The sequence below is a fragment of the Streptosporangium sp. CA-135522 genome (assembly GCF_050949235.1).
In the GTDB taxonomy this organism is placed as follows: domain Bacteria; phylum Actinomycetota; class Actinomycetes; order Streptosporangiales; family Streptosporangiaceae; genus Streptosporangium.
Genome location: NZ_CP192026.1, coordinates 5,137,055 through 5,159,493, shown reverse-complemented (window position 1 = coordinate 5,159,493; position 22,439 = coordinate 5,137,055). Strand labels below are relative to the sequence as shown.

At 67.3% G+C, this 22,439-nt stretch carries 23 protein-coding genes and 3 pseudogenes; 14 read left to right on the top strand and 12 right to left on the bottom strand.

The features are described 5' to 3' along the window. Positions 1-165: 165 nt before the first annotated feature. Positions 166-429 carry a hypothetical protein gene (locus tag ACQPYK_RS24315; protein ID WP_433234904.1) on the bottom strand — a complete coding sequence of 88 codons (264 nt, stop codon included), beginning with the start codon at positions 427-429 and terminating at the stop codon, positions 166-168. Positions 430-863: 434 nt separating this feature from the next. Between ACQPYK_RS24315 and ACQPYK_RS24310 the strand changes: the two genes are divergently transcribed. Both ACQPYK_RS24310 and ACQPYK_RS24305 read left to right on the top strand, forming a co-directional pair. Next, on the top strand, positions 864-1,376 hold the full coding sequence (locus tag ACQPYK_RS24310; protein ID WP_433234901.1) for an RNA polymerase sigma factor: 513 nt from the start codon (positions 864-866) through the stop codon (positions 1,374-1,376). After that, complete coding sequence (locus ACQPYK_RS24305) at positions 1,373-2,407, top strand: CU044_5270 family protein (protein ID WP_433234899.1); 1,035 nt, start codon at positions 1,373-1,375, stop codon at positions 2,405-2,407. Before ACQPYK_RS24310 ends, ACQPYK_RS24305 begins: the two co-directional genes overlap by 4 nt. Positions 2,408-2,456: 49 nt before the next feature. Here the strand turns inward: ACQPYK_RS24305 and ACQPYK_RS24300 are convergent. Together ACQPYK_RS24300 and ACQPYK_RS24295 are read right to left on the bottom strand one after the other, a co-directional pair. Next, positions 2,457-2,576 (bottom strand): annotated as a pseudogene (locus tag ACQPYK_RS24300) (Tn3 family transposase); the annotation flags it as partial. A gap of 334 nt (positions 2,577-2,910) precedes the next feature. Continuing rightward, positions 2,911-3,321, bottom strand: coding sequence for a RidA family protein (locus ACQPYK_RS24295; RefSeq protein WP_433234896.1), 411 nt, complete (start codon positions 3,319-3,321; stop codon positions 2,911-2,913). Positions 3,322-3,400: 79 nt separating this feature from the next. Here ACQPYK_RS24295 and ACQPYK_RS24290 point away from each other — a divergent pair, with 79 nt between their 5' ends. Together ACQPYK_RS24290 and ACQPYK_RS24285 are read left to right on the top strand one after the other, a co-directional pair. Continuing rightward, the gene (locus tag ACQPYK_RS24290; RefSeq protein ID WP_433234893.1) at positions 3,401-3,772 is read left to right on the top strand and encodes a winged helix-turn-helix transcriptional regulator; all 372 of its coding nucleotides are present in this window, start codon (positions 3,401-3,403) and stop codon (positions 3,770-3,772) included. A gap of 254 nt (positions 3,773-4,026) precedes the next feature. Continuing rightward, positions 4,027-4,524 carry an AAA family ATPase gene (locus ACQPYK_RS24285; RefSeq protein WP_433234890.1) on the top strand — a complete coding sequence of 166 codons (498 nt, stop codon included), beginning with the start codon at positions 4,027-4,029 and terminating at the stop codon, positions 4,522-4,524. 110 nt (positions 4,525-4,634) lie between these two features. On the opposite strand, the gene ACQPYK_RS24280 is transcribed toward ACQPYK_RS24285, so the two are convergent. Next, the gene (locus tag ACQPYK_RS24280; protein ID WP_433234887.1) at positions 4,635-5,618 is read right to left on the bottom strand and encodes a zinc-binding dehydrogenase; all 984 of its coding nucleotides are present in this window, start codon (positions 5,616-5,618) and stop codon (positions 4,635-4,637) included. Positions 5,619-5,703: 85 nt separating this feature from the next. Between ACQPYK_RS24280 and ACQPYK_RS24275 the strand changes: the two genes are divergently transcribed. Together ACQPYK_RS24275 and ACQPYK_RS24270 are read left to right on the top strand one after the other, a co-directional pair. Continuing rightward, positions 5,704-6,387, top strand: a complete 684-nt coding sequence (locus tag ACQPYK_RS24275) for a TetR/AcrR family transcriptional regulator (RefSeq protein WP_433234884.1) — start codon at positions 5,704-5,706, stop codon at positions 6,385-6,387. Positions 6,388-6,435: 48 nt separating this feature from the next. Next, positions 6,436-6,924 (top strand): annotated as a pseudogene (locus ACQPYK_RS24270) (recombinase family protein). 12 nt (positions 6,925-6,936) lie between these two features. Here the strand turns inward: ACQPYK_RS24270 and ACQPYK_RS24265 are convergent. Further along, positions 6,937-7,674: a VOC family protein gene (locus ACQPYK_RS24265; protein ID WP_433234881.1), complete on the bottom strand. Its 738-nt coding sequence runs from the start codon at positions 7,672-7,674 to the stop codon at positions 6,937-6,939. Positions 7,675-7,719: 45 nt separating this feature from the next. On the opposite strand from ACQPYK_RS24265, the gene ACQPYK_RS24260 reads away from it, so the two are divergent. The 3 genes from ACQPYK_RS24260 to ACQPYK_RS24250 all read left to right on the top strand — a co-directional run bounded on the left by ACQPYK_RS24260 (position 7,720) and on the right by ACQPYK_RS24250 (position 11,020). After that, positions 7,720-8,247 (top strand): hypothetical protein, encoded by a 528-nt coding sequence (locus tag ACQPYK_RS24260; protein ID WP_433234878.1) that lies wholly within the window; start codon positions 7,720-7,722, stop codon positions 8,245-8,247. A 90-nt stretch (positions 8,248-8,337) separates the two neighbouring features. Continuing rightward, entirely contained in the window at positions 8,338-9,792 is a 1,455-nt protein-coding gene (locus tag ACQPYK_RS24255; RefSeq protein ID WP_433234875.1) for an aminopeptidase P family protein, read from the top strand. A 43-nt stretch (positions 9,793-9,835) separates the two neighbouring features. After that, complete coding sequence (locus ACQPYK_RS24250) at positions 9,836-11,020, top strand: aminotransferase class V-fold PLP-dependent enzyme (protein WP_433234872.1); 1,185 nt, start codon at positions 9,836-9,838, stop codon at positions 11,018-11,020. 678 nt (positions 11,021-11,698) lie between these two features. Here ACQPYK_RS24250 and ACQPYK_RS24245 read toward each other — a convergent pair. Then, positions 11,699-12,049: a VOC family protein gene (locus ACQPYK_RS24245; protein WP_433258653.1), complete on the bottom strand. Its 351-nt coding sequence runs from the start codon at positions 12,047-12,049 to the stop codon at positions 11,699-11,701. A gap of 434 nt (positions 12,050-12,483) precedes the next feature. Continuing rightward, the gene (locus ACQPYK_RS24240) at positions 12,484-12,840 is read right to left on the bottom strand and encodes a hypothetical protein (protein ID WP_433258652.1); all 357 of its coding nucleotides are present in this window, start codon (positions 12,838-12,840) and stop codon (positions 12,484-12,486) included. 301 nt (positions 12,841-13,141) lie between these two features. On the opposite strand from ACQPYK_RS24240, the gene ACQPYK_RS24235 reads away from it, so the two are divergent. After that, entirely contained in the window at positions 13,142-13,765 is a 624-nt protein-coding gene (locus ACQPYK_RS24235; protein WP_433258649.1) for a winged helix-turn-helix transcriptional regulator, read from the top strand. Positions 13,766-13,995: 230 nt separating this feature from the next. On the opposite strand, the gene ACQPYK_RS24230 is transcribed toward ACQPYK_RS24235, so the two are convergent. Continuing rightward, on the bottom strand, positions 13,996-14,424 hold the full coding sequence (locus ACQPYK_RS24230; protein ID WP_433258647.1) for a MerR family transcriptional regulator: 429 nt from the start codon (positions 14,422-14,424) through the stop codon (positions 13,996-13,998). A gap of 61 nt (positions 14,425-14,485) precedes the next feature. On the opposite strand from ACQPYK_RS24230, the gene ACQPYK_RS24225 reads away from it, so the two are divergent. The 4 genes from ACQPYK_RS24225 to ACQPYK_RS24210 all read left to right on the top strand — a co-directional run bounded on the left by ACQPYK_RS24225 (position 14,486) and on the right by ACQPYK_RS24210 (position 18,837). Beyond that, on the top strand, positions 14,486-15,430 hold the full coding sequence (locus ACQPYK_RS24225) for an NAD(P)/FAD-dependent oxidoreductase (protein WP_433258645.1): 945 nt from the start codon (positions 14,486-14,488) through the stop codon (positions 15,428-15,430). Between the two features lie 2 nt (positions 15,431-15,432). Further along, complete coding sequence (locus tag ACQPYK_RS24220) at positions 15,433-16,878, top strand: MDR family MFS transporter (RefSeq protein ID WP_433258643.1); 1,446 nt, start codon at positions 15,433-15,435, stop codon at positions 16,876-16,878. Next, on the top strand, positions 16,875-17,852 hold the full coding sequence (locus tag ACQPYK_RS24215; protein WP_433258641.1) for a hypothetical protein: 978 nt from the start codon (positions 16,875-16,877) through the stop codon (positions 17,850-17,852). The genes ACQPYK_RS24220 and ACQPYK_RS24215 overlap by 4 nt, the downstream gene beginning before the upstream one ends. Positions 17,853-17,955: 103 nt before the next feature. Then, positions 17,956-18,837 carry a LysR substrate-binding domain-containing protein gene (locus tag ACQPYK_RS24210; RefSeq protein WP_433258638.1) on the top strand — a complete coding sequence of 294 codons (882 nt, stop codon included), beginning with the start codon at positions 17,956-17,958 and terminating at the stop codon, positions 18,835-18,837. A gap of 642 nt (positions 18,838-19,479) precedes the next feature. Here ACQPYK_RS24210 and ACQPYK_RS24205 read toward each other — a convergent pair. The 4 genes and pseudogenes from ACQPYK_RS24205 to ACQPYK_RS24190 all read right to left on the bottom strand — a co-directional run bounded on the left by ACQPYK_RS24205 (position 19,480) and on the right by ACQPYK_RS24190 (position 22,273). Then, positions 19,480-19,785 carry a winged helix-turn-helix domain-containing protein gene (locus ACQPYK_RS24205; protein ID WP_433258636.1) on the bottom strand — a complete coding sequence of 102 codons (306 nt, stop codon included), beginning with the start codon at positions 19,783-19,785 and terminating at the stop codon, positions 19,480-19,482. Next, complete coding sequence (locus tag ACQPYK_RS24200) at positions 19,782-20,225, bottom strand: hypothetical protein (protein WP_433258634.1); 444 nt, start codon at positions 20,223-20,225, stop codon at positions 19,782-19,784. The genes ACQPYK_RS24205 and ACQPYK_RS24200 overlap by 4 nt, the downstream gene beginning before the upstream one ends. Positions 20,226-20,517: 292 nt before the next feature. Beyond that, a pseudogene (locus tag ACQPYK_RS24195) lies at positions 20,518-21,085 on the bottom strand (Tn3 family transposase); the annotation flags it as partial. Continuing rightward, positions 21,086-22,273: a transposase gene (locus tag ACQPYK_RS24190; RefSeq protein WP_433258632.1), complete on the bottom strand. Its 1,188-nt coding sequence runs from the start codon at positions 22,271-22,273 to the stop codon at positions 21,086-21,088. Positions 22,274-22,439: the final 166 nt, after the last annotated feature.

Here is a 22,439-nt window from a genome sequence, read left to right as displayed (position 1 = left end):
CCCTGGGGTTCGACCACCTGAACTTCCTGGGCCGCTACAGCTTCTCCCTGCCCGACACCGTACGCGACGGCAAGCTTCGGCCGTTGCGCACTCCTCAGCTTGGCCAGTAACCCGCCTGCTCTGCCAAACCGCAAAGACCTCACCGGCCTGGCGGAGCAGCCCGCCTCACCTTTCAGCGGGCGTATCCACCAACATCCGCCGGACCTGCTCATGCGACAGTCCCACGTGCTGCCCGATCCGGCGCAACCCCCAGCCCTCATTCCGCGCGTCCGCCATCGCCGTTGTCGAGGCCTCTACGACGACCTCGTCCAACATCGCCCTCAGCTCACAGAGCCTCCGCAGCCTGATCGCCGGAGCCATGCCCACCAGCTCATGACAGAACCGCTCAACATCCGACCGGATGAACGCCACGCCCTCGAACTCAGCCATCCCGTAAGAATCACCTGATCACACCACCCTGTCAACAGATGTGACAGTAAACGGGGTTCACCGTTCCGTTCCTACTCGAGGGCCAACACCGACGACGGACTGGCCGCAGCCCGGGCGCGCGGTCGCGTCGGCGGGCGCCGCCCCCGGCTCACCTACGAGCAGGCTGCGCTCGCCCAGCAGCTGTATGACGCCCGAACCAAGACCGTCCAGCAGATCCGCCGACCTGTTCGGAGTTCCGCGCAGCACGGGTTACGGGCACTTGACCGAAGACAGCGTCGGCGTTCGGCCGATACGTGCCGGATCACCGGCCCCGGCAGCGGTATGGCGTCCGAACGACAGGGCCAGTAGCGCGAACCGCTCATAGCGATCTGCCACATTCCGAAGGGTGCCGGACACTAACCAAGGTGTCCGGCACTTTTCGGCAAGGAGACTCTGTGACACACCGAGATCGCTTCGAGGCGGTCTATGACATGCACTATCCGGCGATACACCAGTACGCCGCCCGCCGTACCGGTTCCCCCGACGACACCGCCGACGTCATCTCCGAGACGTTCCTCACCGCCTGGCGGCGCATCGGCGACGTGCCCGAGGGCGAGCGGGCACTGCTCTGGTTGTACGGCGTGGCCCGCCGCGTGCTGGCCAACCAGCAGCGCGGCGCTTCCCGCAGAGCCGTGCTCGCCGACCGGCTCCGTGACGAGCTGGCCGCCGACCGGCCGGTCGGACCGGTCGATCTGGAACATGTTCGCGCCGCCTTCGACGAGCTGCCCGAACGGGACCGCGAGGTGCTGGCGCTGGCCTGCTGGGAGGGCCTGACCAGCGAGCAGATCGCCAAAGTTGTGGGATGTACGGCCATTGCCGCCCGGACCCGGCTGCATCGGGCGCGCAAGCGGCTGGCGGCGACGCTGGAGCGGCAGGCGTCCTTGACCATCGCGATGGGGGAAGCATGAGCGACATCGACAACCTGGTGAAGGCCATCGACCTGGCACCGCACGCGCCGGATCAGGGGCCCGGCGCGCGCGAGCTGCGTGCGGCGATCATGGCGACCCAGACGCAGACGCGCCCGCGCCGGACGGCCCGGCGGCGCCTGCCGTGGCGGGCCGGCGCTATCGGGCTGGCCGCGGCAACGGCCGGGGCGGTGCTCTTCCTCAGCCAGGTCGCCCCCACTGCAGTGCCCTCCCCCACGGCCACACCCGGCGGCACCTCCCTGTCGGGCGCCTCGATCCTGCTGGCCGCCGCCGCCAAGGCCGAAGCCGCCCCCGAAGGGGCCTACTGGCACCTCAAAGAGCTGTACTCGGGGATGCGGTCCGGGCCGTACGGCAAGAACGGCAACACCTACCACCTGGAAACCTCCAGTCTCTCGGAGAAGTGGGTGGCCAAGGACGGCCGAACCTGGATCGGCCACAGGGAGCTGGCCGCACGCCCCCTGGACTTGGAGGCATGGCGCCGGGACGGCTCGCCGGCCGAATGGGTAAAGGGGCCGGACGGCGGCGTCTACTCCACCTCGCCCGGCGAGAGCTTGTTCTTCCAGAACAAGAGAAAGCAGAGACTCTACTGGAGTGCCATGCCCATGACCTTGAAGGAGATCGAGACGCTGCCCGCCGACCCTGAAGCGCTGAAGAAACGGGCCCTTGAGGCGATCCGTAGAGACAACGGCGTCGATCCGGCGGAGGACAGCCTGCCGCGCACCTTGGCCTCGCTCCTGTACGAACTGCCCACCTCCCCACCGGTGCGCAGCGCCGCCTACCAGGCGCTGGCGACGCTGCCCGCGGTGCGGGTCGAAGGCCCGACCACCGACCCGCGGGGGCGGCCGGGCATCGCCGTGACCTTCCTGGTCCAGGGAGACCGAACCCCCCCGAGCAGGCTGATCGTCGACCCCGACACCTCCAAGGTGCTGGCCGTAGCCATCGATGACGTGGTCGAAGTGGTGCTGGAGTCCGGCTGGACCGATACCAAGCCATCCCCGCCCTCGACCGAGTGAAGCCCACCGGGCCGGCCGGGCGCGGACACCCGGCCGGCCCCGCCTCGGGTGCATACAGCCGGATGGAGCCGATGTTCTTCAACCGGGACAGCAGCTTGAAGCCGAGCAGTTCGGCGAAGGCGAATCCGACCACGGAGGCGCCGTGGATGTCGGTGTAGCCGGCCTCGATCCGCCCGGTCTCAACGTCAGCGATGGATTCGATCCACGCCTTCGGGACGCCGCCCTCAATCGGTACGTTGTCCTCCAGCGCGTAGAACCGGTCTGCCGGGTCGATCCCCGGCAGTTCCTGCTGCCCGACGACGCCGCGACCCGAGCGTCACGCGGGAGCCGGCCGCGGTTCCTCCTGCACCCCGGCGACCTTCCGTGCCATCTCCGCGACGCGCGGTGGCAGGGAGTGATCCAGGAAGTCGAGGTCCTCGCTCAGCCGGGTCCGCAGCTCATGGGGGCACGCCGTCGGAGGGCGCGAGCTCCTCACCCACAGATGGGTGGGCCTGCGCGGAGAGTCAATCGACGATGGCGGTGGCTTCGACCTCGACGAGGACGTCGGGTTCGAAGAGGTAGTCCACTCCGATGAGCGACGACGGGGGTATGGGCAGCGTCAGCCCGATCTCCTCTGCGACGCTTTCGAGGCCCGCCATGAGGGCACCGATCTTCTCCGGCTCCCACTGTGTGACGTAGAACGTCAGCCGCAGTACGTCGTCAAGCGTCGCACCGGCGCCAGCGAGACCGCGTGCGGTGTTCCGCAGCGCCTGGGCAACCTGCCCGGCGAGATCTCCTACCGCGACGGGCGTCCCGTCTGCGAGCCGGGAGACCTGTCCACTGACATGAACATGCCTGCTGCCTGTGCCGACGGCGACGTGATGGTAGGGCGTGGGCTGCAGCAAGCCCTCGGGTGTGAAACGCTGAACGGACATGGTGGTCTCCTTCCGGCGACGGACCCGGTATAGCTTTGATACCTAAGAGACGCAGGACACTTCAACGAGACCAGGTTTCATGACCGATACCGCCGCTTCCCGCGACAGCGAGCTGCGCATCTCGGCGCCGCACCGTGAACTACTCGACCAGGTGCTGGACAAGTGGTCGTTGAGCGTGCTCAACGAGCTGTGCGAGAGGCCATGCCGGTTCAACGATCTGCGCCGCGCGATCCCCACGGTCACGCAGAAGTCGCTGACTGCCACTTTGCGCAGGTTGGAGCGCAATGGCATCGTCGAGCGCGAAGTCGTGAACTCCAGGCCTGTCGCGGTTGAGTACCGGATCACTCCGCTGGGGAAGACCATGCGCCGCCCCGTCGATGTCCTCCTGGAATGGGCCCGGACGAACATGCCTCAGATCGAACGAGCGCGAGACGCCTTCGACGCCATGTGAGACGCGGCCGGGGAAGCCGCTCGCTCTCCGCAACACGCATGGACTTCGGCCGTCATCGACAAGACGATCCTTCTCGGGGTCTTCGTTGGATTTTCCGCGATTGCTACCGGGACCCCACTTAGCGATCTTGGGCCTGGCTTCGGGGAACGAGTTCTGGCCACACCCAGCCGGGGTCGGTCCCGGCGGAAACCATTTCCGTTGGCTTGGGCTCTTGCGCCAGCATGTCGGAGTGACCTTTGCTGTGGAGGCGTCTGATGGATGATGCGACCCCTGAACCCAAGCTGATCTTGCTTTGCGGGCTGCCTGGCTCCGGGAAGACGACGCTGGCCAAGCGCTTGGCGAGAGAAACTCCAGCGGTGCGTCTGTGCCCGGACGAATGGATGGCTGATCTCGGCATCGACCTGTTCGATGAGCACACGCGCGACCGGCTTGAGAGGCGGTTTTGGGAGCATGCTCAGGATCTGTTGAGGCTGGGTCAGAGTGTGATCTTGGAGTTCGGCTTCTGGGCGCGTGCTGAGCGCGATGAGAAGCGTTTGGGCGCGCGTGCACTCGGCCTTCCCGTCGAGCTGCGCTATCTTGCTTCGCCGATCGACGAGCTGTGGCGCCGCCTCGAGGCCCGCAACGGGAAGGAGGCGATGGGGACGGTCCCGGTCAGCCGCGAGTTGCTTGAGGGGTATGTGAAGCTCTTTCAGGCCCCCGACGATGATGAGCTTGCTCTTTTCGACGAACCGCCTGCGGGCCGACGTGGATGACCGGGTGTGTTCATCATGACCAGCACGGCGGGGACGCCCAGGACCGCCAAGGCGATCCACTCCCGGGCTCCGGCTTTGGCAGGGGGCTTGGGGACATGCGGGTTCTGATCTCAGCCACGCACATCGCCGGCGGGGAGGAGCAGGGTCTTGCCGGTGGTGGTCCGCGACTCGATCGCTCGATGCGCGGCGGCTGCCTCTTCTAGCGGGAAGGTCTGGCCGATGACCGGCCGCAACTTCCCGTCGGCCGCGAGATTCAGCGCGTCGAGGATGAGAGCGCGGGTCTGGGCGGGGCTCGGCGCGGCAGTGAGGCCAATGACGCCGATGGAGCGTGCCCGGAGCTCCCCTTCATCGAGTTCGGCGTCGGCGCCGCTGGCCATTCCGTAGATGCTCACGCGTCCGCCTTCAGATAGCGCCCCGATCGCTTCGGTGCCGATCCGGCCGCCGACCCCGTCGAAGACGAGATCGAGTCCGACGCCACCGGTCGCCTCCATCACCCGATCCAGCCAGTCAGGCCGGGAGTAGTCGACATAGGAGGCCGCGCCCAGCGAGGTGACCAGTCCGGCCTTGCCGACGCCTCGAGCGGCGCCGATCACATGGGCATCGGCCGCGGCGGCGAGTTGCACCAGCAGGCTGCCGACACCCCCTCCCGCGGCCTCCACGAGGACTCGCTCGGCCGGCTTGATCTCCGCCTGTCGGTACAGCAGCAGCGCCGTACGTCCATCGGCCAGCAGCGCGACCGCGTCCTTGAGCTCCAGACCTGCGGGAACCGGAACCGCATCCTGTGCCCGAGCCAGCGCCAGCTCGGCGTAACCGCCCTCGCCGCCGGTGGTGGTGACCACGACCGTCCCCACCAAGGTCGGGTCCACATCCGGCCCGACGGCGACGATGCGACCGCCCACACCATTGCCGGGTATGCGGGGTAGCGTGGGCCTGCCGAACGGCCCGTTGCCCGAGCGCACCTGCGTCTCGACGAACGTGATACTCGCATACGCCACCGCGACGAGCACCTGCCCTCGCCCTGGCACGGGATCTTCGACCTGCTGTATCCGCAGGACCTCCGGCCCTCCGAATCCTTCCATCACCACGGCCTGCATGGCGCTCCTCCAAACGGATAAATTTGCTTCGTTTGGGAAAACTATAACGGAGTGAATCGCTTCGCAAGGCGACTACAGTGAGCGCATGGCCCGCAAAGCTCCCCGACATGCAGAAGCCGAACGCAACGACCACGCCCTCCTGGAGGCCGCCAAGAAGGTCCTGGCCGTGGACGGAACGCATGCATCGGTGGCGACGATCGCCGCCCACGCCGGAGTCGGCATCGCCAGCCTCTATCGCCGCTACCGTTCCAAGGACGAGCTCTTCCAACACCTGTGCGCGCTGTCCCTCGACCAGTGGATTCGGGCCGCCGAACGCGGCCTGCAGCATGACGACCCGTGGAAAGGGCTCGCTCACTACATCGGCGCCTGCGTCGAGTTCAGCGGCGGCTCCCTCGGGCCGCTGGCCGGCACGATCGCCGTCACCGACGAGATGGCGGCCAAGTTCACCAGGTCCGACGAGCTGATGGGGGAACTGGTGGCCCGGGCGCACACGGCGGGAGTGCTCAGATCGGACGCCACGGCCATGGACATCTCGCTACTGATAGAACAACTCGGCAAGTCCCCCCTGATCGAACAACTCGACCGGCAGGGCCGCACCGACCTGATCGACGCGGCCCACAACGCCCGGAAGCGTACGATCGCCATCGCTCTCGACGGCCTGCGCCCCCGCCACCCCCAACTGCCCGGGACCGCACCCTCTCCCGCCCTCCTCGCCGAACGCTGGGAGTACGCTCCAGCGGGCTCAACGAGGTCGCCAGAACGGTCGTAGGTCAAGGCCGGCCAGCGCAAAGGCACCGCAGCGTCGGCGTGGGATCACGTGCTCGTCAACAAACGCTCGTTTTTGAAGGCTTTGGCCCGGAAGGTTCGGCCAGGGGTGGAGATCTTCAAAAACTTACTTCAAATACCGTTTTTGACAGAATGGAGGCGTGACGACCTCCCTCGGACCCGTCGACGGCGACCTGCTCGCAGCCTTCCCACCGCGCCAACCGAGATCCGCATCGGTTACGCCCGAGTCTCCACCCGCGGCCGGAACATCGACCGCCAGATCGACATGCTGACCGCCGCAGGCCGCCGCCGCGTCTTCGCCGACAAGAAGTCCGGCAAGAACGCTCAATGACCCGAACTGGAGGCCTGCCACACCTTCCTAGCCGCCGGCGACACCCTGGTGGTTCCTGAGCTCGCCCGCTACGGCCGCCCCCTTGAAGATCTCGTCACCATGGTCGGCGAACTACGCCGCCGCGAGATCGGCTTCACGTCCCTGCACGAGCGCCTCGACCCGAGGAGCCGTCGCACGACCCGCAGATGAAGAGACTCCGCGTCAGAGCGGGGTGAGGACGCAGAACTCGTTGCCCTCCGGGTCGGCGAGAACCGTCCACGACACGTCGCCTTGGCCGAGGTCGATGTCGGTGGCGCCGAGAGCCCGCAGCCGGGCCGCCTCCGCCGCTTGATCGTCACCGGGGTACGGCCGGAGGTCGAGATGGACGCGGTTCTTCACGGTCTTCGCGTCGGGCGTGCGGAGGAACTCGAGATACGGCCCGACACCCTTGGCGGAGCGCAGCACCGCATGATCGTCGGTCACCTCGTGCAGGGTCCAGTCCATCGCCTCGCCCCAGAACCGGGCCACGGCCCGCGGATCCGCGCAGTCGACCACCACCGCGGCCACCGGCCCGGTGTCCCGGTAGGTCGATCGAGGCTCCAGCACGCAGAACTCGTTGCCCTCCGGATCGGCGAGGACCGTCCAGGGGACGTCGCCCTGGCCCACGTCGGCGGGCGTCGCGCCGAGATCCTGGAGGCGCGTGACCAGGTCCGCCTGATGGGCCGCAGAGGTGGTGGCGAGGTCGATGTGCACGCGGTTCTTCACCGTTTTGGGTTCCGGGACGGCAAGGACGTCGATGCAGACCGCGACGGGGTCGGGATAGGCGAAGCCCACGGGTTCGACGTTGGTCACGCCGGGTTCTTCGCTGGCGACACTCCAGCCGAGCGCCTCCGCCCAGAACCGGCCGACTACGGAGTCATCCCGAGCATTCATCGCAATCTGCACAAGTCGCATCGCCATGCCGCCGATCCTATGCCCAGGTGGATGAGGGCCCGGGCGGCGTGGGTGAAGAACCATTCGCCGGATCTGCTCAATGTGGCGTTGGAGCGGCTGGCGCAGGCACGGTTGGAGCTACCGGCGTTTTCGACACTGGATGCCATGGAGTCGACGATCCGCGGTCAGGCCAAGCGGGTTGCACCGCTGGTATGCCTGGTGCACACAGCCCAGGCGCGGGGGCGTGATGATCTCGCCGAGATGTTGTGCAAGCGGATGGCGGCCACCGCCAAGAAGGCCAAGGCCAAACTGGAGGAGATCCACCTGCAGCAGCGGCAGCGGCGCCGGCGGCCCTTGAGCTCGTGGAAGACCTCGATCCGGTCCATCACGTTCTTGACGGTGCGCACCTGGGCGGCGGCCAGCGCGGGCGGCTGCGGGGCGGGCAGCGGCAACGGGGCGACCTGCGTGGTCGGGTCGCCGTGGCGCAGCAGGCTGGCCGGGGCGTGTTGCCGCTCCGCGCGTACACAGTGGTGGCACTTCTCACCAACGGTCGGTGATGGCGCCAAAACTCGGTCCGATCCTACCCTGAGGTTCACTTGATGCACATCTTTTGCTGTTGCGATTTTAGTGCAACAGTACATACTGCTGATCGCGGCTCACGGAGGTGGGCACGCAGGACCGGAGGTATTGATGTCGAACCAAGAAGTGAGCCGGTTCGCGACCGCGCGTACGGCCTCGCACGACCCGGACTTCCCGCAGAAGCTGCTGGAGTTCATGCGGGCCGGGTGGCTGGACCATCCGATCGAGGTACGACCCCAGCCGGCAGTGACCCATTACGCGCGACGCCGCGCGGCGCTGTCTTGCGCCTTCCCCGGAGAAACGCTCATCATCCCCACCGGGCCGACCAAGGTGCGCGCCAACGGCACGCTCTACCCCTTTCGCCCGGGAAGCGACTTCGCCTACCTCACCGGCGACCACGATCCGGACGGCGTACTGATCCTGCGACCGAGCGGTGACGGCCACGACGCCCTCCTGTACACCAGGCAGCGCTCCTCGCGGGAGACTGATGAGTTCTTCCGTGACAGGGACGGCGAACTGTGGGCCGGCCGCCGTCGTACTCTGGCGGAGAAAACGGCCGAACTGGGCACCGACACGGCCCCGCTCGCCGACCTCGACACCGTCCTGGCCCGCTGCGCGCCCGGCCGCACCCGCGTGCTGCGCGGCCTGGACCCCCGGGTCGACGCGGCCGTGCCCACCACCGGCACCCGCGACCGCGAGCTCGCAGCGGCGATTTCCGAACTGAAACTCGTCAAAGACGAATGGGAGCTCGCCCAACTGCAGGACGCGATCGACGCCACCGTCCGCGGCTTCGAAGACGTCGCCCGCGTGGTGCCGGCCGACCGCGGCGTGTCCGAGCGCCTCATCGAAGGCGTCTTCGGCCTGCGCGCCCGCCACGACGGCAACGGCGTCGGATTCGGCTCGATCGTCTGCGCCGGCCCGCACGCCACGATCTTGTGCTGGAAGCGCAACGACGGCCTCACCGTGCCCGGCCAGTTGCTGCTGATGGACATGGGCGTGGAGAACAACCACCTCTACACCGCCGACGTGACCCGCACCCTGCCCATCTCGGGAACCTTCTCCCCGCTCCAGCGCGAGGTCTACGACATCGTCTACGCCTCCCAGCAGGCCGGTATGGAGGCCATCAAACCAGGCGTGAAGTTCGCCGACGTCCACCTCGCCTGCATGCGTGTGCTCGCCGAGGGCCTGGCGGAGCTGGGCGTGCTGCGGGTAAGCGCCGACGAGGCGATGGATCCCGCCTCCATGCTCTACCGGCGCTGGACGCTGCACACCTTCGGCCACATGCTCGGCATCGACGTGCACGACTGCGCCGCAGCCCGCCCAGACCGCTACCGCGAGGGCGAACTCAGCGAGGGCAACGTGCTGACCGTCGAACCGGGGTTGTACTTCCAGCCCGAGGACGACCTGGTTCCAGCCGAGCTCCGCGGAGTCGGCATCCGGCTGGAGGACGACATCCTGGTCACTGCCGAGGGCGCGGTCAACCTCTCTGCCGGCCTGCCACGGCGGGCCGAGGAGGTGGAGGCCTGGCTCGCCGCCCAGCGGGACGCCGGCCCGCGACTGCCTTGAACCCCGCCGCCACCTCACCATGACGAACGCGAACAGGAATGCCATGCCGATACCGGTGGACGTGGCCCGCGCCCGCCACGACACCCCCGGGTGCGCCGAGGTCGTGCATCTCAACAACGCCGGCGCGGCACTTGCTCCGGCTCCGGTGCTCGACGCCGTCATCGATCACCTGCAGATGGAGGCGCGGCTTGGCGGCTACGAGGCCGCCGCGGCCGCGGCCCCCAAGGTGAACGCCGTCTATGAGTCGATCGCCCGCTTGATCGGTTGCCGGCCGCACGAGGTCGCCGTGGTCGAAAACGCCACCCGCGCCTGGGACATGGCCTTCTACGCGATGCGCTTCGGGCCCGGCGACCGTATCCTGACCTCCCGCGCCGAGTACGCCAGCAACGTCATCGCCTTCCTCCAGGTCGCCCGCCGCACCGGCGCCCACATCGAGGTGGTCGACGACGACGAGCACGGCCAACTGTCGGTCAAAGACCTGCAGCGGCGCCTGGACGACGACGTCAAGCTCGTCGCCGTCACCCACGTCCCCACCCAGAGCGGCCTGGTCAACCCCGCGGCCGAGATCGGCCGGCTGACCCGCGCCGCCGGCGTCCCGTTCCTGCTCGATGCCTGCCAGTCCGTCGGGCAACTGCCTGTCAACGTGCAGGACATCGGCTGCGACATGCTGTCAGCCACCGGCCGCAAGTTCCTGCGCGGGCCGCGCGGCACCGGCTTCCTCTACGTCTCCGGCCGGCTCATCGAAACGATGGAGCCGCCCTTCCTCGACCTGCACGCCGCCACCTGGACCGACGCACAGACCTACGACATCCGCCCCGACGCGCGCCGGTTCGAAAACTGGGAGACCAACTACGCGGCCAAGATCGGCCTCGGCGTCGCGGTGGGCTACGCCCTGGACTGGGGAATCGAAGCGATCGAGGAACGGGTCACCGCTCTGGCCACACGGCTCCGGCTCCAGCTCGCCCAGCTGCCCGGAGTGACCGTCCAGGATCGAGGCCGGCGCCTGTGCGGAATCGTCACCTTCACCGTCGATGGCGTGCCCGCCGCCGACGTCCACCGCCGTCTCACCGCGGCAGGCATCAACACCAGCGTCTCAGCGATCACCTCTGCCCGCTACGACCTGGGCGCACGCAACCTCCCCGCGGTGGTGCGGGCATCGGTGCACTACTACAACACCGACGAGGAGATCGACACGCTGTGCGCAACGCTGAGCTCGCGCCAAGCCTGACCACGACCGAACCTACCTCACCTCCTCAAGCTGTACCTGACCCCCGCCGGCCACACCCTCGGACCGCTGTTCCGGGCTCACTGCTCGGGTCGGCGCAACCGGGACGCAATGCCTGGCGCTGGTGAGACCTGACCGACCTGCGCATCGCCAGGCAGACCGTCTACCGCTCGGTCTCACCACCGTGATCGAGCGCTGCCTGCGGCACAGGCCCCTTGCCTTGAACAGGGTTCGCGCTAGACCGCTCGCGGGCCCGGAAATGCGATCAACACAGGGCCTGGGGCCGGCCCGGAGTCCGCAAAGCCGCCGACGGTGATGTCCGCACACCGGCACCTCCCGCTCAGCTACGGCCACAACGGGCCCGGCTCGCTCCTGAAGGATTAGCTCGGCCGATGACCACCAAGGGGCACCTGAACCGCCGGCGACCATCGACATCCCCGGCCTGCTCGTCGAGCACCTGGGGGTCCCCGTAGCTCGGCCGAAAATCCAACGGATATGCCTCTGGCCTGCATGGGTAGAAGGGCCCAGGTCTGGTCCACCAACCCGATACCTCTGCATAAGCGCAGGTCAGCGGCACATCCGTTGGATACTGCGCCATTACTACCGGGACTCCCCTAACGGCACACGACAGCGTGCCCGGTCGGCGAGAGGCGCCGACCGGGCACGCGAGGACGTCTGGTCTCAGGCGTCCTTCTTCCACTCGATGATCTGGAGGTAGTTCCCGTCGGGGTCGGCGAACGTGCCGAACTTGCCCTTCGCCCGGTCCTCGACCGAGATCCACTCCACGTCGGCCGCGTTCAGCTGGGCCTCCACGGCGTCGAAGTCGTCGACGTGGAAGTTGATGATCGTGCGACCCGGTTCGTTGTTCTTCGCCTCGACGTCGTCGCGCCCGTCGAGGACCAGCAGGAAGCCGCCCAGGTCGATCGGGCCCTCACCGGTGAACTCCGGTGCCAGCGCCTTGATGTACCAGGCCCGCAGCTCGGCGGGACGGGTCGTGCCGAGCAGCATGCTGCCGGGCTTCAGTGTCGTCATGTCGAATCTCCACGTTATGTGATCACAGGTCGCGGCAGAGGTTGTCGCCGCACCCCGCGTCCCGGTGCTATTTGAAATCGCGTTCCGCTGCCTCGGCGGCGCGCTTGATGGCCGCCAGCCGACGGTCCCGGTCGGCCGCGAGCGAGGACATCGACCGCGTGGGGGCGTCCAAGCCGGCAGCGGGACGGCGGCCGCGGGCGAGGAGGCGGGGACGTGCTGATCTCGCGGGGGCGTGCTCATGGCGCAACTCCGCTGGACGAGGGATTGGGATTGCCCTCGACGGTACGGAGGTTGGGGTCCAAGTGGGCGAAATCCGGCGCTAAGAGTGCGGAGTGGTGACCAGGGGTTATCTCGCCTCGGTCTCCACCGTCTACTGCACAGTACAGCGAGCCAGCCCCGAGGTCCCCGCAGAGCCCGGTAGCCCCACAGAGCTCTTATTCTCCGACGTTTGCCGACTTGACCTCAACGAGAACCACGTTTACTTCGCCCGCCAGCAACTCCCAGGCGTGATCGAAAGCGGTTTCTTGCCAGACGACCGCACCGGGGTTCAGATCCACGATCTGCGTCGTCCCATCCGCCAAGGTCACTTTCTGTCGCCCGGAGCCGAGGTTGATCACGACCATCGGCGGGTGCGAGTGCATCGCACTTTCCCAACCGTGAGAGGCGCGCGCCTGAATCACCCGAACGTGTTCATTCTCGAACAAGACTTGGTGCGCATCGGGATCCACGATCGCTGCATGCTGGGGCTTCTGAGCTGAGGCCGGGGTCTGTGTCGAAAGCGAAACACTCATCGCAGGCTCCTATCTGTTGGGTTGTTGCGCGACCTTGGCGCCGGCTCCGCCACCGGATCGGTCCGGCGATCTCGGAGTGGGTCGCTGACTGTCGCATGGATCTGGCCTTCCGAGCGCCATCGTGGCCACCCGAACCTCGCTGGTTCCGCCAGGCCGTGCTCCTACGATAACCGCAAAGAGTTGTGAAAAGCAACCAAAATTAGTAGTGATTTAGGATCAAGATAGATGCAAGTAGGATCAGGGTGGATACAAGGAGGAAGTAGTCATGCCGACCAGCCGTAGTTATCGGGACTCATGTGGGATGGCTCGGGCTCTCGACGTCGTCGGGGAGCGGTGGGCACTGCTGGTCGTCCGTGAGCTGCTCTTGGTGCCTCAACGCTTCTCCGAGCTGCGGCACGCTCTGCCTAACGCCAGCTCGAACCTGCTTGCCGATCGACTTCGAGAACTCGAACATCACGGGGTGATCCGTCGCCGCAAACTGGCGTCGACGGCAGGCCCGCAGGTCTACGAACTGACAGAGTGGGGCCGGAAGCTAGAACCGATCGTCCTAGCCCTGAGCGATTGGGGGATCGATGCCCCGAACCCCCCAGAGCCCACCTCGCTCAGCGCCACCTCGGTGCTGATCTTCCTGCGAGTTGGCGCTCGTCCCGACCCGGCGGCGCCACCGATCGTTTGTCGCCTCGATCTCGACGGCTCAGTCTGGACGGTCTGCGTAGACTCCGGAAAGGTTCAGGTGCAGAGCGGTGAACCTGCCACGGCCGACATCTCGCTTCGCACGGACCCTAAGACGCTCGGCGGCCTGCTGGCCAACCCAGCCTCGCTCGACTCTGCGCTCGCCGAAGGGAGCGTGGCCCTTGTGGGCGACCTTCTGGCCCTCAACCGGCTGCTGCTGCTGTACGGAGTCGCCGACTCGCACCGGTTGTGATCTCTGTGCCCGTGGTTCGGGAGGTCCGCGCCTAAGGTAAGCCCAAAACCCACGATCGGCTGCATGACGGGCCGGCCGAGACGGCGTAATCGTCAGCCGGCGCTCACCACTTGGTCGGCCTCGGCGGTCTGTGCGTTGCCGCGAAGCGGCTCCCGATCAGGCCGTGGCTCGCGGATCACGTTCCGCGGCAGGCCGCCGATCGGCCCTCTGGCGGGAGGCGGAGACGGTGTTCAGAGCACGCCGCCACCCTTGTCGAGGTTGTGGAGTCCGGCCGCGCTCTCCGCCATCCGCCGGTAGTCAGGGCATTGCGTGAAGTCGTCCGCGGTGCACTGCATAAGGTGCTCGATCAGCGCCTTGGAGGCCGATATCTCCTGTAGCCGGTGTTCCAGTTCCGCGTGGTGCCGCTGGAGGAGGGCCTGGCGCTCGACCTGGCCGGAGACGGTGAGGATATCCCGGATCTGCTCCAGGCTCATGCCCGCTGCCTTGGCGCGAACGATCGTCAGGACGCGTACGACGTGATCGCGGGTGTAGCGGCGGCGGCCATTGACTCTGGTGGCGGGGACCAACAGACCCATGGCCTCCCAGTGGCGCAGGACATGCGGGGCGAGGTCGAACTGCTCCGCGAGTTCCCCGATCTGCATCCAGTCACTTGACTTCATGTTGACATTAACTTGCAGACTTGCCTTCACGTCAAGCGATCACGCTTTATGGAGGCAAGAGATGTTCGACGTCGTCACCGTCGGAGGAGGCCCGGCCGGCATGGCCGCCGCGCTGGCCCTGGGACGGGTTCACCGGACGGTGCTGCTGATCGACGCCGGAGAAGGCCGCAACACCGCCGCCGAGAACGTGCACAACTTCCTCACCCGAGACGGCACACCACCCGCCGAGTTGCGCAAGCTCGGCCGCGAGGAACTGGCCGGGTACCCGGCGATACAGACAAGGACTGGGACAATCACCGACGTCCGCGTGCTGGACGGGGACGGCTTCCAGCTGGACCTGTCCGGCGGTGGGACGGTGGAGGGGCGGCGGCTGCTGTTGGCGACCGGGCTGACCGACGAGCTTCCCGGCCCGCGCGGGGTACAAGCGTTGTGGGGCCGTTCCGCCTTCCACTGCCCCTACTGCCACGGCTACGAATGCACCGACAAGCAGGTCGCCGTGCTCGGCACGGATACGGCCCGAGTACGGCTGGCGCTGCAGCTGAGCCAGTTCGCCGCCAACGTCACACTCTGCACCGGCGGCCAGTCGCTCGACCCCGCGGCGCAGGCCACGCTGGAAACGCACGGCATCGGCGTGCGCTGCGAGGCCATCACCCGCCTGGAGGGTACGGACGGACGGCTGGAACAGATCGCGTTCGAGACCGGCCCATCCCTGGCCAGAGACGCGGTGTTCGTCGTCAACGTGCCACGCCAGCGCTCCGACCTCGCCGCCCGCCTCGGCTGCGCGGCCTTCGCCGACGGGTGCGTGGAGGTGAACGAGTTCGGCCAGACCAGCATGCCCGGCGTGTATGCCCCAGGTGACATGGCGCGTCGGGCCAGCATGCCGGTGCCGATGGCCGCGGTCATCGCCGCAGCGGCCAGCGGCACCGTCGCCGCAGCGGTCATCGACCAGGACCTGCTGAGCGCCGACTTCGACCTGCCCAACCCGTTCGCGCAGGCAAGGGGTTGATCATGGTGTCCGCGGATCTCACGCAGACCGCCTCCGGCGTCCCGTCGAAGGGCAGCAGCAATGTGCCGCTCGCCACGGCTGGCCTGCTGATCGGCATGCTGCTGTCGGTGCTGGACCAGACGGTGGTGGCCATCGCCCTGCCCGACATCGCCGCCGACTTGGGCGGCATGGACGCGATCGGCTGGGTCGTCACCTCCTACGTGCTGGCCTCGACCGCGACCGGCGCGCTGTATGGCCGCCTCAGCGACCGGTTCGGCCGACGTACGATGTTCCTCACCGCGATCGCCGTCTTCGTCGCGGGCTCCGCACTGTGTGGCCTGGCCCAGACGATGCCCCAGTTGATCGCCACCAGGACCATGCAGGGCATCGGCGCAGGCGCGCTGTTCGTGCTGCCCACGATCGCGCTGTCCGAGCTGTACCCACCCCGTCTGCGTAGCCGGATCCAGGGTTTCACCGGTGGCGTCTTCGCCCTCGCCAGCGTGGGCGGCCCGCTCGCCGGCGGCGCGATCACCGACGCCTGGGGCTGGCGCTGGATCTTCTACATCAACCTGCCGCTCGGCCTGCTCGCCATGGCGCTAGTCGCGCTCGCGCTGCGGCTGCCCAAGACCGGCGGGGACGGCAGGGTCGACCTCGCCGGGGCCGTGCTGCTCGCCGCCGCGACCGTGAGCCTGCTGCTGGTGGCCGAATGGGGCGGCCGCACGTACGCGTGGAACTCCGGCGTGATCCTCACGCTGATCGCTGCCCTGGTAGTCCTGGGAGCGCTGTTCGTGTGGCGGGAACGACGCGCGGCCAACCCGCTGCTGCCGCTGCGGCTGTTCGCCGACCCCACGCTGCGCGTCGCGCTGCCCGCCATCGCGCTGCTCGGCGCGCTGCTCGGCGGATCGATCGTCTACCTGCCCACCTACCTGCAGGCCACCTACGGCATGGGAGCCACCCAGGCGGGGCTGGCGCTCAACCCATACGTCCTGACGTTCATGGCGGTCTCCTCGCTGGCTGGTGCCCGCATCGGCGCCAGCGGCCGGTTCAAGCCCTACCTGCTCGCCGGCTCGCTGATCGCGGTACTGGGGTTCGTCCTGCTGAGCCTGCTTCAGCCCGACACTCCCTACGCCCTGCTCGCCGTAGAGATCGGCGTGCTGGGCGTGGGCTTCGGGCTGCTGATGCAGAACCTCGTGGTCGTCGCGCAGAACGCCGTCTCCCCCGCGGACCTGGCCACCACCACCTCCGCCGCGGTGTCCGTCCGCGGCCTGGGCCTCTCGCTCGGCGTGGCCCTCTTCGGCAGCCTCCTCACCCGCGAACTCCAAGGGCAGGCCCCGGACCCGCAGACGACCGCCGCCGCCATCCCGGACGTGTTGTTCTGGGGCGCGCCGGCCGCCCTCGTCATGGCGGCGTTGCTGGCGCTGCTGCCTCGAACCGTCAACCACCCCAAATCAGGAGAGGCAACGGCATGAGCACCGACAGACAGACCATCCTCATCGAGGGATACGAGACCATACGCACTCTGCTGGCCGATGCCAGGCTATCCAGCGCACCCCCTGACGGCCAGGCAGGTTTCGGCGGTCGGCACATGCTCAACACCGATCCTCCTGACCACACCAGACTCCGCAAACTCGCGCAAAAGGCCTTCACCGCACGGCGGGTGGCCGCACTCCGGCCGCGCATCCAGCAGATCACCGACGCGCTGATCGCCGGCATCTGCCCACAGGGAAAGGCGGATCTGGTCGGCGACGTGGCCTTCCCCCTGGCCACCACCGTCATCTGCGAGCTTCTCGGCGTCCCGGCAGCTGACCGCACCACGTTCAGCGACTGGTTCACCGCCGCCCTCACCCCGGCCGACACCCCCGACGCGGACGTCATCGTGGGCCGGGCACTCAAAACGCTCAATGACTACATCCAGACGTTGGTCGACGCCAAACGAGGCTCAGGCGAGCGCGCCGGCGGCGGATGGGTCGACTTCGCCGAGGTCGAACCGGAGCTGGCGCGGTGGATCGCGGCGCGGGCGTTCACCACGGGCGAGGGCCCCAAGGCGCTGTTCGACGCGGCGGTGGCCGAGTTGCGTACCCGCCCGGTGGTGAAGGCCTCGGGTCCGCAGATGGACAAGGTGCTGAAGCGGGTGGCCGAGATCACCACGCTCGGGGTCGGTGAGGTGGATGTATCGGTGATCCCGCCGCAGCGAACGCCGATAGCGAGGCGGTGCTGCGGCGCACCCGTCGGCTGTTCATCAACCGCGACAACCTGCGGGTGGCCGTGCACACGGTGGTCAACGCGACGCTGGAGGCTCGGGATGTGCAGCTGTGGGGGCCGGGCACCTCGTGCGGGCCGACATGGCACCCAAGGAGCCCCGGCGATGCAGGCCCGCGAAGTGCCGCCGGTGGTCAATCTGCGGACCGATCTGGACGCGCGCGATCTGGCTGCGCCCCGGTGACCTGGCCTGACGCCTCCCGGAGCGCCCTTCCCGTGAAGTCCGTTTTGCGATGGATGATGCGCCCATGTCACTCTTCTCCTCCGATTGACGAGAGGGGGACACCGTGGAGCTGCGTGATATCGAGATCTTCCTGACCCTGGCCGAGGAACTCCACTTCGGCCGCACAGCGGCACGGCTGCACGTGACCCAGGCCCGGGTGAGCCAGGCGATCAAGACACAAGAGCGGCGCATCGGCGGCCTGCTGTTCGACCGCGCCAGACGCACCGTTGTACTGAGCCCGCTCGGCCACCAGCTGCGCGCCGACCTGCTCCCGGTCTACGCCGGTCTCCGCGCCAGCCTAGAACGTGCCAAGATGGCGGCGCGGGGCATCACCGCCGAGCTCCGCGTCGGTACCATCTCCGCCAACAGCTACGACCTGCGCCGCTACTGGGAGACCTTCCGCAGCAGGCACCCGCAGTGGGACCTGCGCCTGCGGACTGCCCCCTTCGTTGACCCCTTCGGCGGGCTGCGCCGCGGCGAGATGGACATACTGGTCACCTGGCTACCCGTGCTGGAGCCCGATCTCATCATGGGGCCGACGATGTTCTCCGACGGCCGAGTGCTGACGATCTCCGTCGACCACGAACTGGCCGGCCGCACCAGTGCCACGATCGAGATGCTCGGCGACTTCCCGGTCGGGTACGCCCAGTCGATCCCCGACTACTGGTTCGATGCCTACACGCCCGGGCAGACCCCCAGGGGCAACCTCATCGTGCGTGGCCCGGGGCTCGAGAACAACGACGACCTCTACTCCCGCATCAGCACGGGTGAGATCATCAACCCCTCCCCCGCGCACGTGGCTCGTTACTTCAACCGCCCGGACCTCACCCATATCCCTATTCCCGACATGCCCGCACTGGACTTCGGCCTGGTCTGGCGTGGTGATGCGGAGAACGACATGATCCGTGCCTTCGCCCAGGTCGTCCGTGATCTCGGCCCCCTCTGACACGCGAAAACGGCCGGGCTCCCATCGGAGCTCGGCCGCCTTTTCTCTCAGAGGTACGGCGCCACCTACGCGTCAACCGAAGCGCGCACCAGGGCCCAGGCCACGGCCCGCCACACCAGTCCCAGCCTCCTCCGGCCGTGAAGGCCCCCCGCTCGGGTCGGTGTCACCAGGGGCAAAGTAGAGCTTTCGCGCAGGTCGTGAACATCTCAGAACCGTCTCTCAGAACGTTCCGGTTATGAGAGGAGTTCTGCGAACGATGACCTGGGTGAACGCCTCGTCGAACAAGGGCAACCCTGATCTCGCACAATCGGTCATTTCCGCGAATCACCCACCGTTACCATCGTCACGCAGGGCTACCTTGCCCCTGGTGACACCGACCCGAGCGGGGCTTCTTATTGGTGAGGATGTCCGTACACATATACGGGGCAGGCTCTGGCCGATCGGCTGGCGCTCTCCGCGCAGAGTCTGACTCCCCGGTGGGGATGACCATCCGCTGCGCTCCAGCCGGCCGAGTATGAGGGAGACGGTCCCCGGGGCGCGACCTGTCGCCTTGATGATCTCCAGCCCCCAGCGTGCGTGTCATTCGGCCATCAGGCCTCGATCACGTCCACGGCAGCGGGGGCGATCCGCAGCCTCTGCGTCTCAAGTGCGATGGGTTCCCTCTGTGATCTGCCGGAGTATGGACGTGTAGTCCTGGAAGGCGCTGCGCCCTTCGTCGGTCAGGGCCAGCCAGGTCCGGGGGCGTTTGCCGACGAAGCCTTTCGTCGCCCGTACGTAGCCAGCCTTCTCCAGCGTGTTGATGTGCTTGGACAGCAGCGAGTCACTGACCTCGATCGTGTCCCTCAAAAAACCGAACTCGACCGTTTCCGCCGCCGCGAGCATGGCCATGATGGACAGCCGCACCGGAGCGTGAATGATCTCGTCGAGCGCGTGCCGTGGATGGCTCACCGGTCCTCCGCGGAGCGGAACATGCGTACCGCGCCATACAGCAGAGGGGCGCTTGCGATCAGCGCGACCAGTACATCGGCCACCGCCCACAGCGGGCCTGACTCCTGCGGGTGCAGGAACATGTTGTAGACCGCCCCGATCACGGTCGTCCCCACGAACGCATAGGCGACGGGAAACGAGAGCCGGGATTGCAACCGGCCGTAGACCCGCTGGCGGGAGATGTAGATGAACCCGGCCACGGTAAGGACGCCGAGTGTCAGAGTGGCGTAATTCGTGACCGTTACGGGGCCGAGCAGCGTGGCCAGCCAGTAGCCGGTGGCTCCGAGCCACATCGCCACGAAGAAGTACGCGCCCCGGCGGTGGGACTTCCGTACGGTGCCCTGCGCGCGGTCCACTTCACGAAGGGCGGCCTCCGCTGACAAGTCGTCATGTTCCGACATGTTTCCTCCTGCTCATCTACTTTACTCACAGAAGAGTACTCAACTACTGTTCAAGTATCTAGAGGTGAATGGATAAGCCCAAATGGACCGGCCGATCTATTAGCGGGCCTGGCCGGCGCGGGGAGCGAGGTATGCACCCGTCCACGTTCAACGCCTCGGGAGCCGGAGCGCGTACGCCTGGGGTGAGTACGGCTGCTGCGTGAACTCGTGGAAGGGGCAAAGCCCGGCGGCGACATCGGCCCGGGTGAAGGGCCGTGTTTTCGGGCCAGACGCCCCTAGGAACACAGCTTTCCTAGGCAGCCTCGGCCAAGTCGGCGAAGTCGATCTGGGGTAGGTCGGGGTCGAAGTCGTCGGGGCGTAGGCGCAGCACGTCGGTGGCGTACAGGCCGAACCGGCTGATGTGCGCGGTCAGGGGCGACAGCTGCGCGATGTCAGCGGCGGTGATGTCCTTGCCCTGCTCGGGCTGCCAACCCTCGGCCAGCAGCCGGCGCATCACCTCCATCATGTCCAGCGCCGTGTGGAAGATCACGCAATTGGCCGGCAACGAGTTGAATTTGATCATCTTCTCCTGCTCGGCCGGGTCGTTGCCGGCGATGACGCCGTCGTTGCCGAAGCGCAGCCAGCCGGAGAACCCGTTGAATCCCTCGACCTTGTTGGTGACCGCGGTGATGCGCCGCCGCCGCAGCGCGGGATCGGCCAGGAAACGCAGCAGTGCCACGGTGCGCACGCTACGCCCGATAGATCTCGTCCTTACAGGAGTGGGAGCCCAGCCGGCGCAGCAGGGTGACGGAGTTGAGCCGGCCCTCGCGGATGGAGATCGCCACCCGCATCAGGTCGGGCCATATCTTCTCCACCAGGTCTCAGTTGATGACGTTTGTGGGTGATGTAGGGGGAGATGGTGGCCAGGTCGTCGAGGTCGACGGGTGGCCTTCGGCGGCGATGGCGTTGGCGGCGTCGGTGATGTCGCAGGCGGTGGAGTAGATGACGCAGTTGGCGAGCAGCTCGTTGAACTTGATGATCTCCTCTTGGTGGTCGGGATCGTTATGGGGGATGAGCTTGCCGCCGAACATCAGCCAGTCGGCGAATCCGTGGAAGGCCCCGTTGCGGTTGGTGATCTGAGTGATCTGCTCGCGCAGGTCCGGATCGGATAGGTAGCGCAGCAGCGTGATGGTGCGGACGGCGCGGCCAAGCTCGCGGAAGGCCCGGTAGAGGCGGTTCTTGCGCGAATGGTTGCCCATCCGGCGCAGCAGGGTGACCGAGGAGATCCGGTTCTCGCGGATGGAGATCGCGGTACGGAGCAGGTCGCTCCAGTGGGTCTCGATCAGCCGCCAGTCGATCGCCTCGTCGCCGAACAGCGCGTCGATGTGCTGGTAGCAGGTACCGGCGTCAGGCCGGTAGAAGATCAGGTCGTGCCAGTTGCGGATGCGCGGCAGCAGGTCGAAGCCCAGCAGCGCCGCGAGGCCGAAGACCGGTAGCGACTGGCCTTGGGTGTCGGCATGGATGGTGTCCGGCTGGATCTCCGAGGCGTTGCACGGCAGACCTTCGATGATGTAGACCGCCTCCCACACCCCGCACGGGATGAAGTGGGAGAACAGTGCCACGTAGGTGTTGGAGATGTGCCGGTAGGCCAGCCCGCCGTAGCCTCCGTATCGGATGTGGGACTCAGCGAGCAGGTTGTTCTCCCCCGTCTCGACCTGCGAGCCGTCGGCGGCCACGGTCTTGCCATCGCCCCACATCAAGGTGATGTCGAGCTGATTGAACCCGTTGATCACGGTCGTCGAGGCTTCGCCGACTTTCTCGCTGGTGGCGTGCTTGTTGGTGGCCAGGGCGAGTTCGGCGGCGCTGATCTGGCCCCGCATGTGCGCGGCGACCTGAGCCGGGCCGAGCGGGGTGCCGTAGGTGAACACCATCAGCACGTACCGGCCGAGTGTGTCCTTGATCTTCGGGTCGGAGCCGGAAGCGGGCCCGAAGTGGTGGTGCCAGCCGAGCTGGTAGGCGGTGCGGGTGAGGATGTCCAGCAGGTCGCGCTGCGGGAGCCGGTCGTGCACGGCCTCCTAGGTGATGTCCATGTCACATCCGGATGGTCAGGTCGCCGTTGATGACGTCGGCCTGGCAGCCGACCTTGGCCTTACCCGTGACGATGTTCGTCACGGTCGTGACCGTAGGCGTACCGTCGCTGTCCTTGCCGTTGTCCGTGCTGGTCTTGCCCGCCCG

Coding starts and splice junctions, on each gene's coding strand:
- ACQPYK_RS24315 (WP_433234904.1), bottom strand. CDS start 429: ATGGCTGAGTTCGAGGGCGTGGCGTTCATCCGGTCGGATGTTGAGCGG.
- ACQPYK_RS24305 (WP_433234899.1), top strand. CDS start 1,373: ATGAGCGACATCGACAACCTGGTGAAGGCCATCGACCTGGCACCGCAC.
- ACQPYK_RS24295 (WP_433234896.1), bottom strand. CDS start 3,321: ATGTCCGTTCAGCGTTTCACACCCGAGGGCTTGCTGCAGCCCACGCCC.
- ACQPYK_RS24290 (WP_433234893.1), top strand. CDS start 3,401: ATGACCGATACCGCCGCTTCCCGCGACAGCGAGCTGCGCATCTCGGCG.
- ACQPYK_RS24285 (WP_433234890.1), top strand. CDS start 4,027: ATGGATGATGCGACCCCTGAACCCAAGCTGATCTTGCTTTGCGGGCTG.
- ACQPYK_RS24280 (WP_433234887.1), bottom strand. CDS start 5,618: ATGCAGGCCGTGGTGATGGAAGGATTCGGAGGGCCGGAGGTCCTGCGG.
- ACQPYK_RS24275 (WP_433234884.1), top strand. CDS start 5,704: ATGGCCCGCAAAGCTCCCCGACATGCAGAAGCCGAACGCAACGACCAC.
- ACQPYK_RS24265 (WP_433234881.1), bottom strand. CDS start 7,674: ATGGCGATGCGACTTGTGCAGATTGCGATGAATGCTCGGGATGACTCC.
- ACQPYK_RS24255 (WP_433234875.1), top strand. CDS start 8,338: ATGTCGAACCAAGAAGTGAGCCGGTTCGCGACCGCGCGTACGGCCTCG.
- ACQPYK_RS24250 (WP_433234872.1), top strand. CDS start 9,836: ATGCCGATACCGGTGGACGTGGCCCGCGCCCGCCACGACACCCCCGGG.
- ACQPYK_RS24245 (WP_433258653.1), bottom strand. CDS start 12,049: ATGACGACACTGAAGCCCGGCAGCATGCTGCTCGGCACGACCCGTCCC.
- ACQPYK_RS24240 (WP_433258652.1), bottom strand. CDS start 12,840: ATGAGTGTTTCGCTTTCGACACAGACCCCGGCCTCAGCTCAGAAGCCC.
- ACQPYK_RS24235 (WP_433258649.1), top strand. CDS start 13,142: ATGGCTCGGGCTCTCGACGTCGTCGGGGAGCGGTGGGCACTGCTGGTC.
- ACQPYK_RS24230 (WP_433258647.1), bottom strand. CDS start 14,424: ATGAAGTCAAGTGACTGGATGCAGATCGGGGAACTCGCGGAGCAGTTC.
- ACQPYK_RS24225 (WP_433258645.1), top strand. CDS start 14,486: ATGTTCGACGTCGTCACCGTCGGAGGAGGCCCGGCCGGCATGGCCGCC.
- ACQPYK_RS24220 (WP_433258643.1), top strand. CDS start 15,433: ATGGTGTCCGCGGATCTCACGCAGACCGCCTCCGGCGTCCCGTCGAAG.
- ACQPYK_RS24215 (WP_433258641.1), top strand. CDS start 16,875: ATGAGCACCGACAGACAGACCATCCTCATCGAGGGATACGAGACCATA.
- ACQPYK_RS24200 (WP_433258634.1), bottom strand. CDS start 20,225: ATGTCGGAACATGACGACTTGTCAGCGGAGGCCGCCCTTCGTGAAGTG.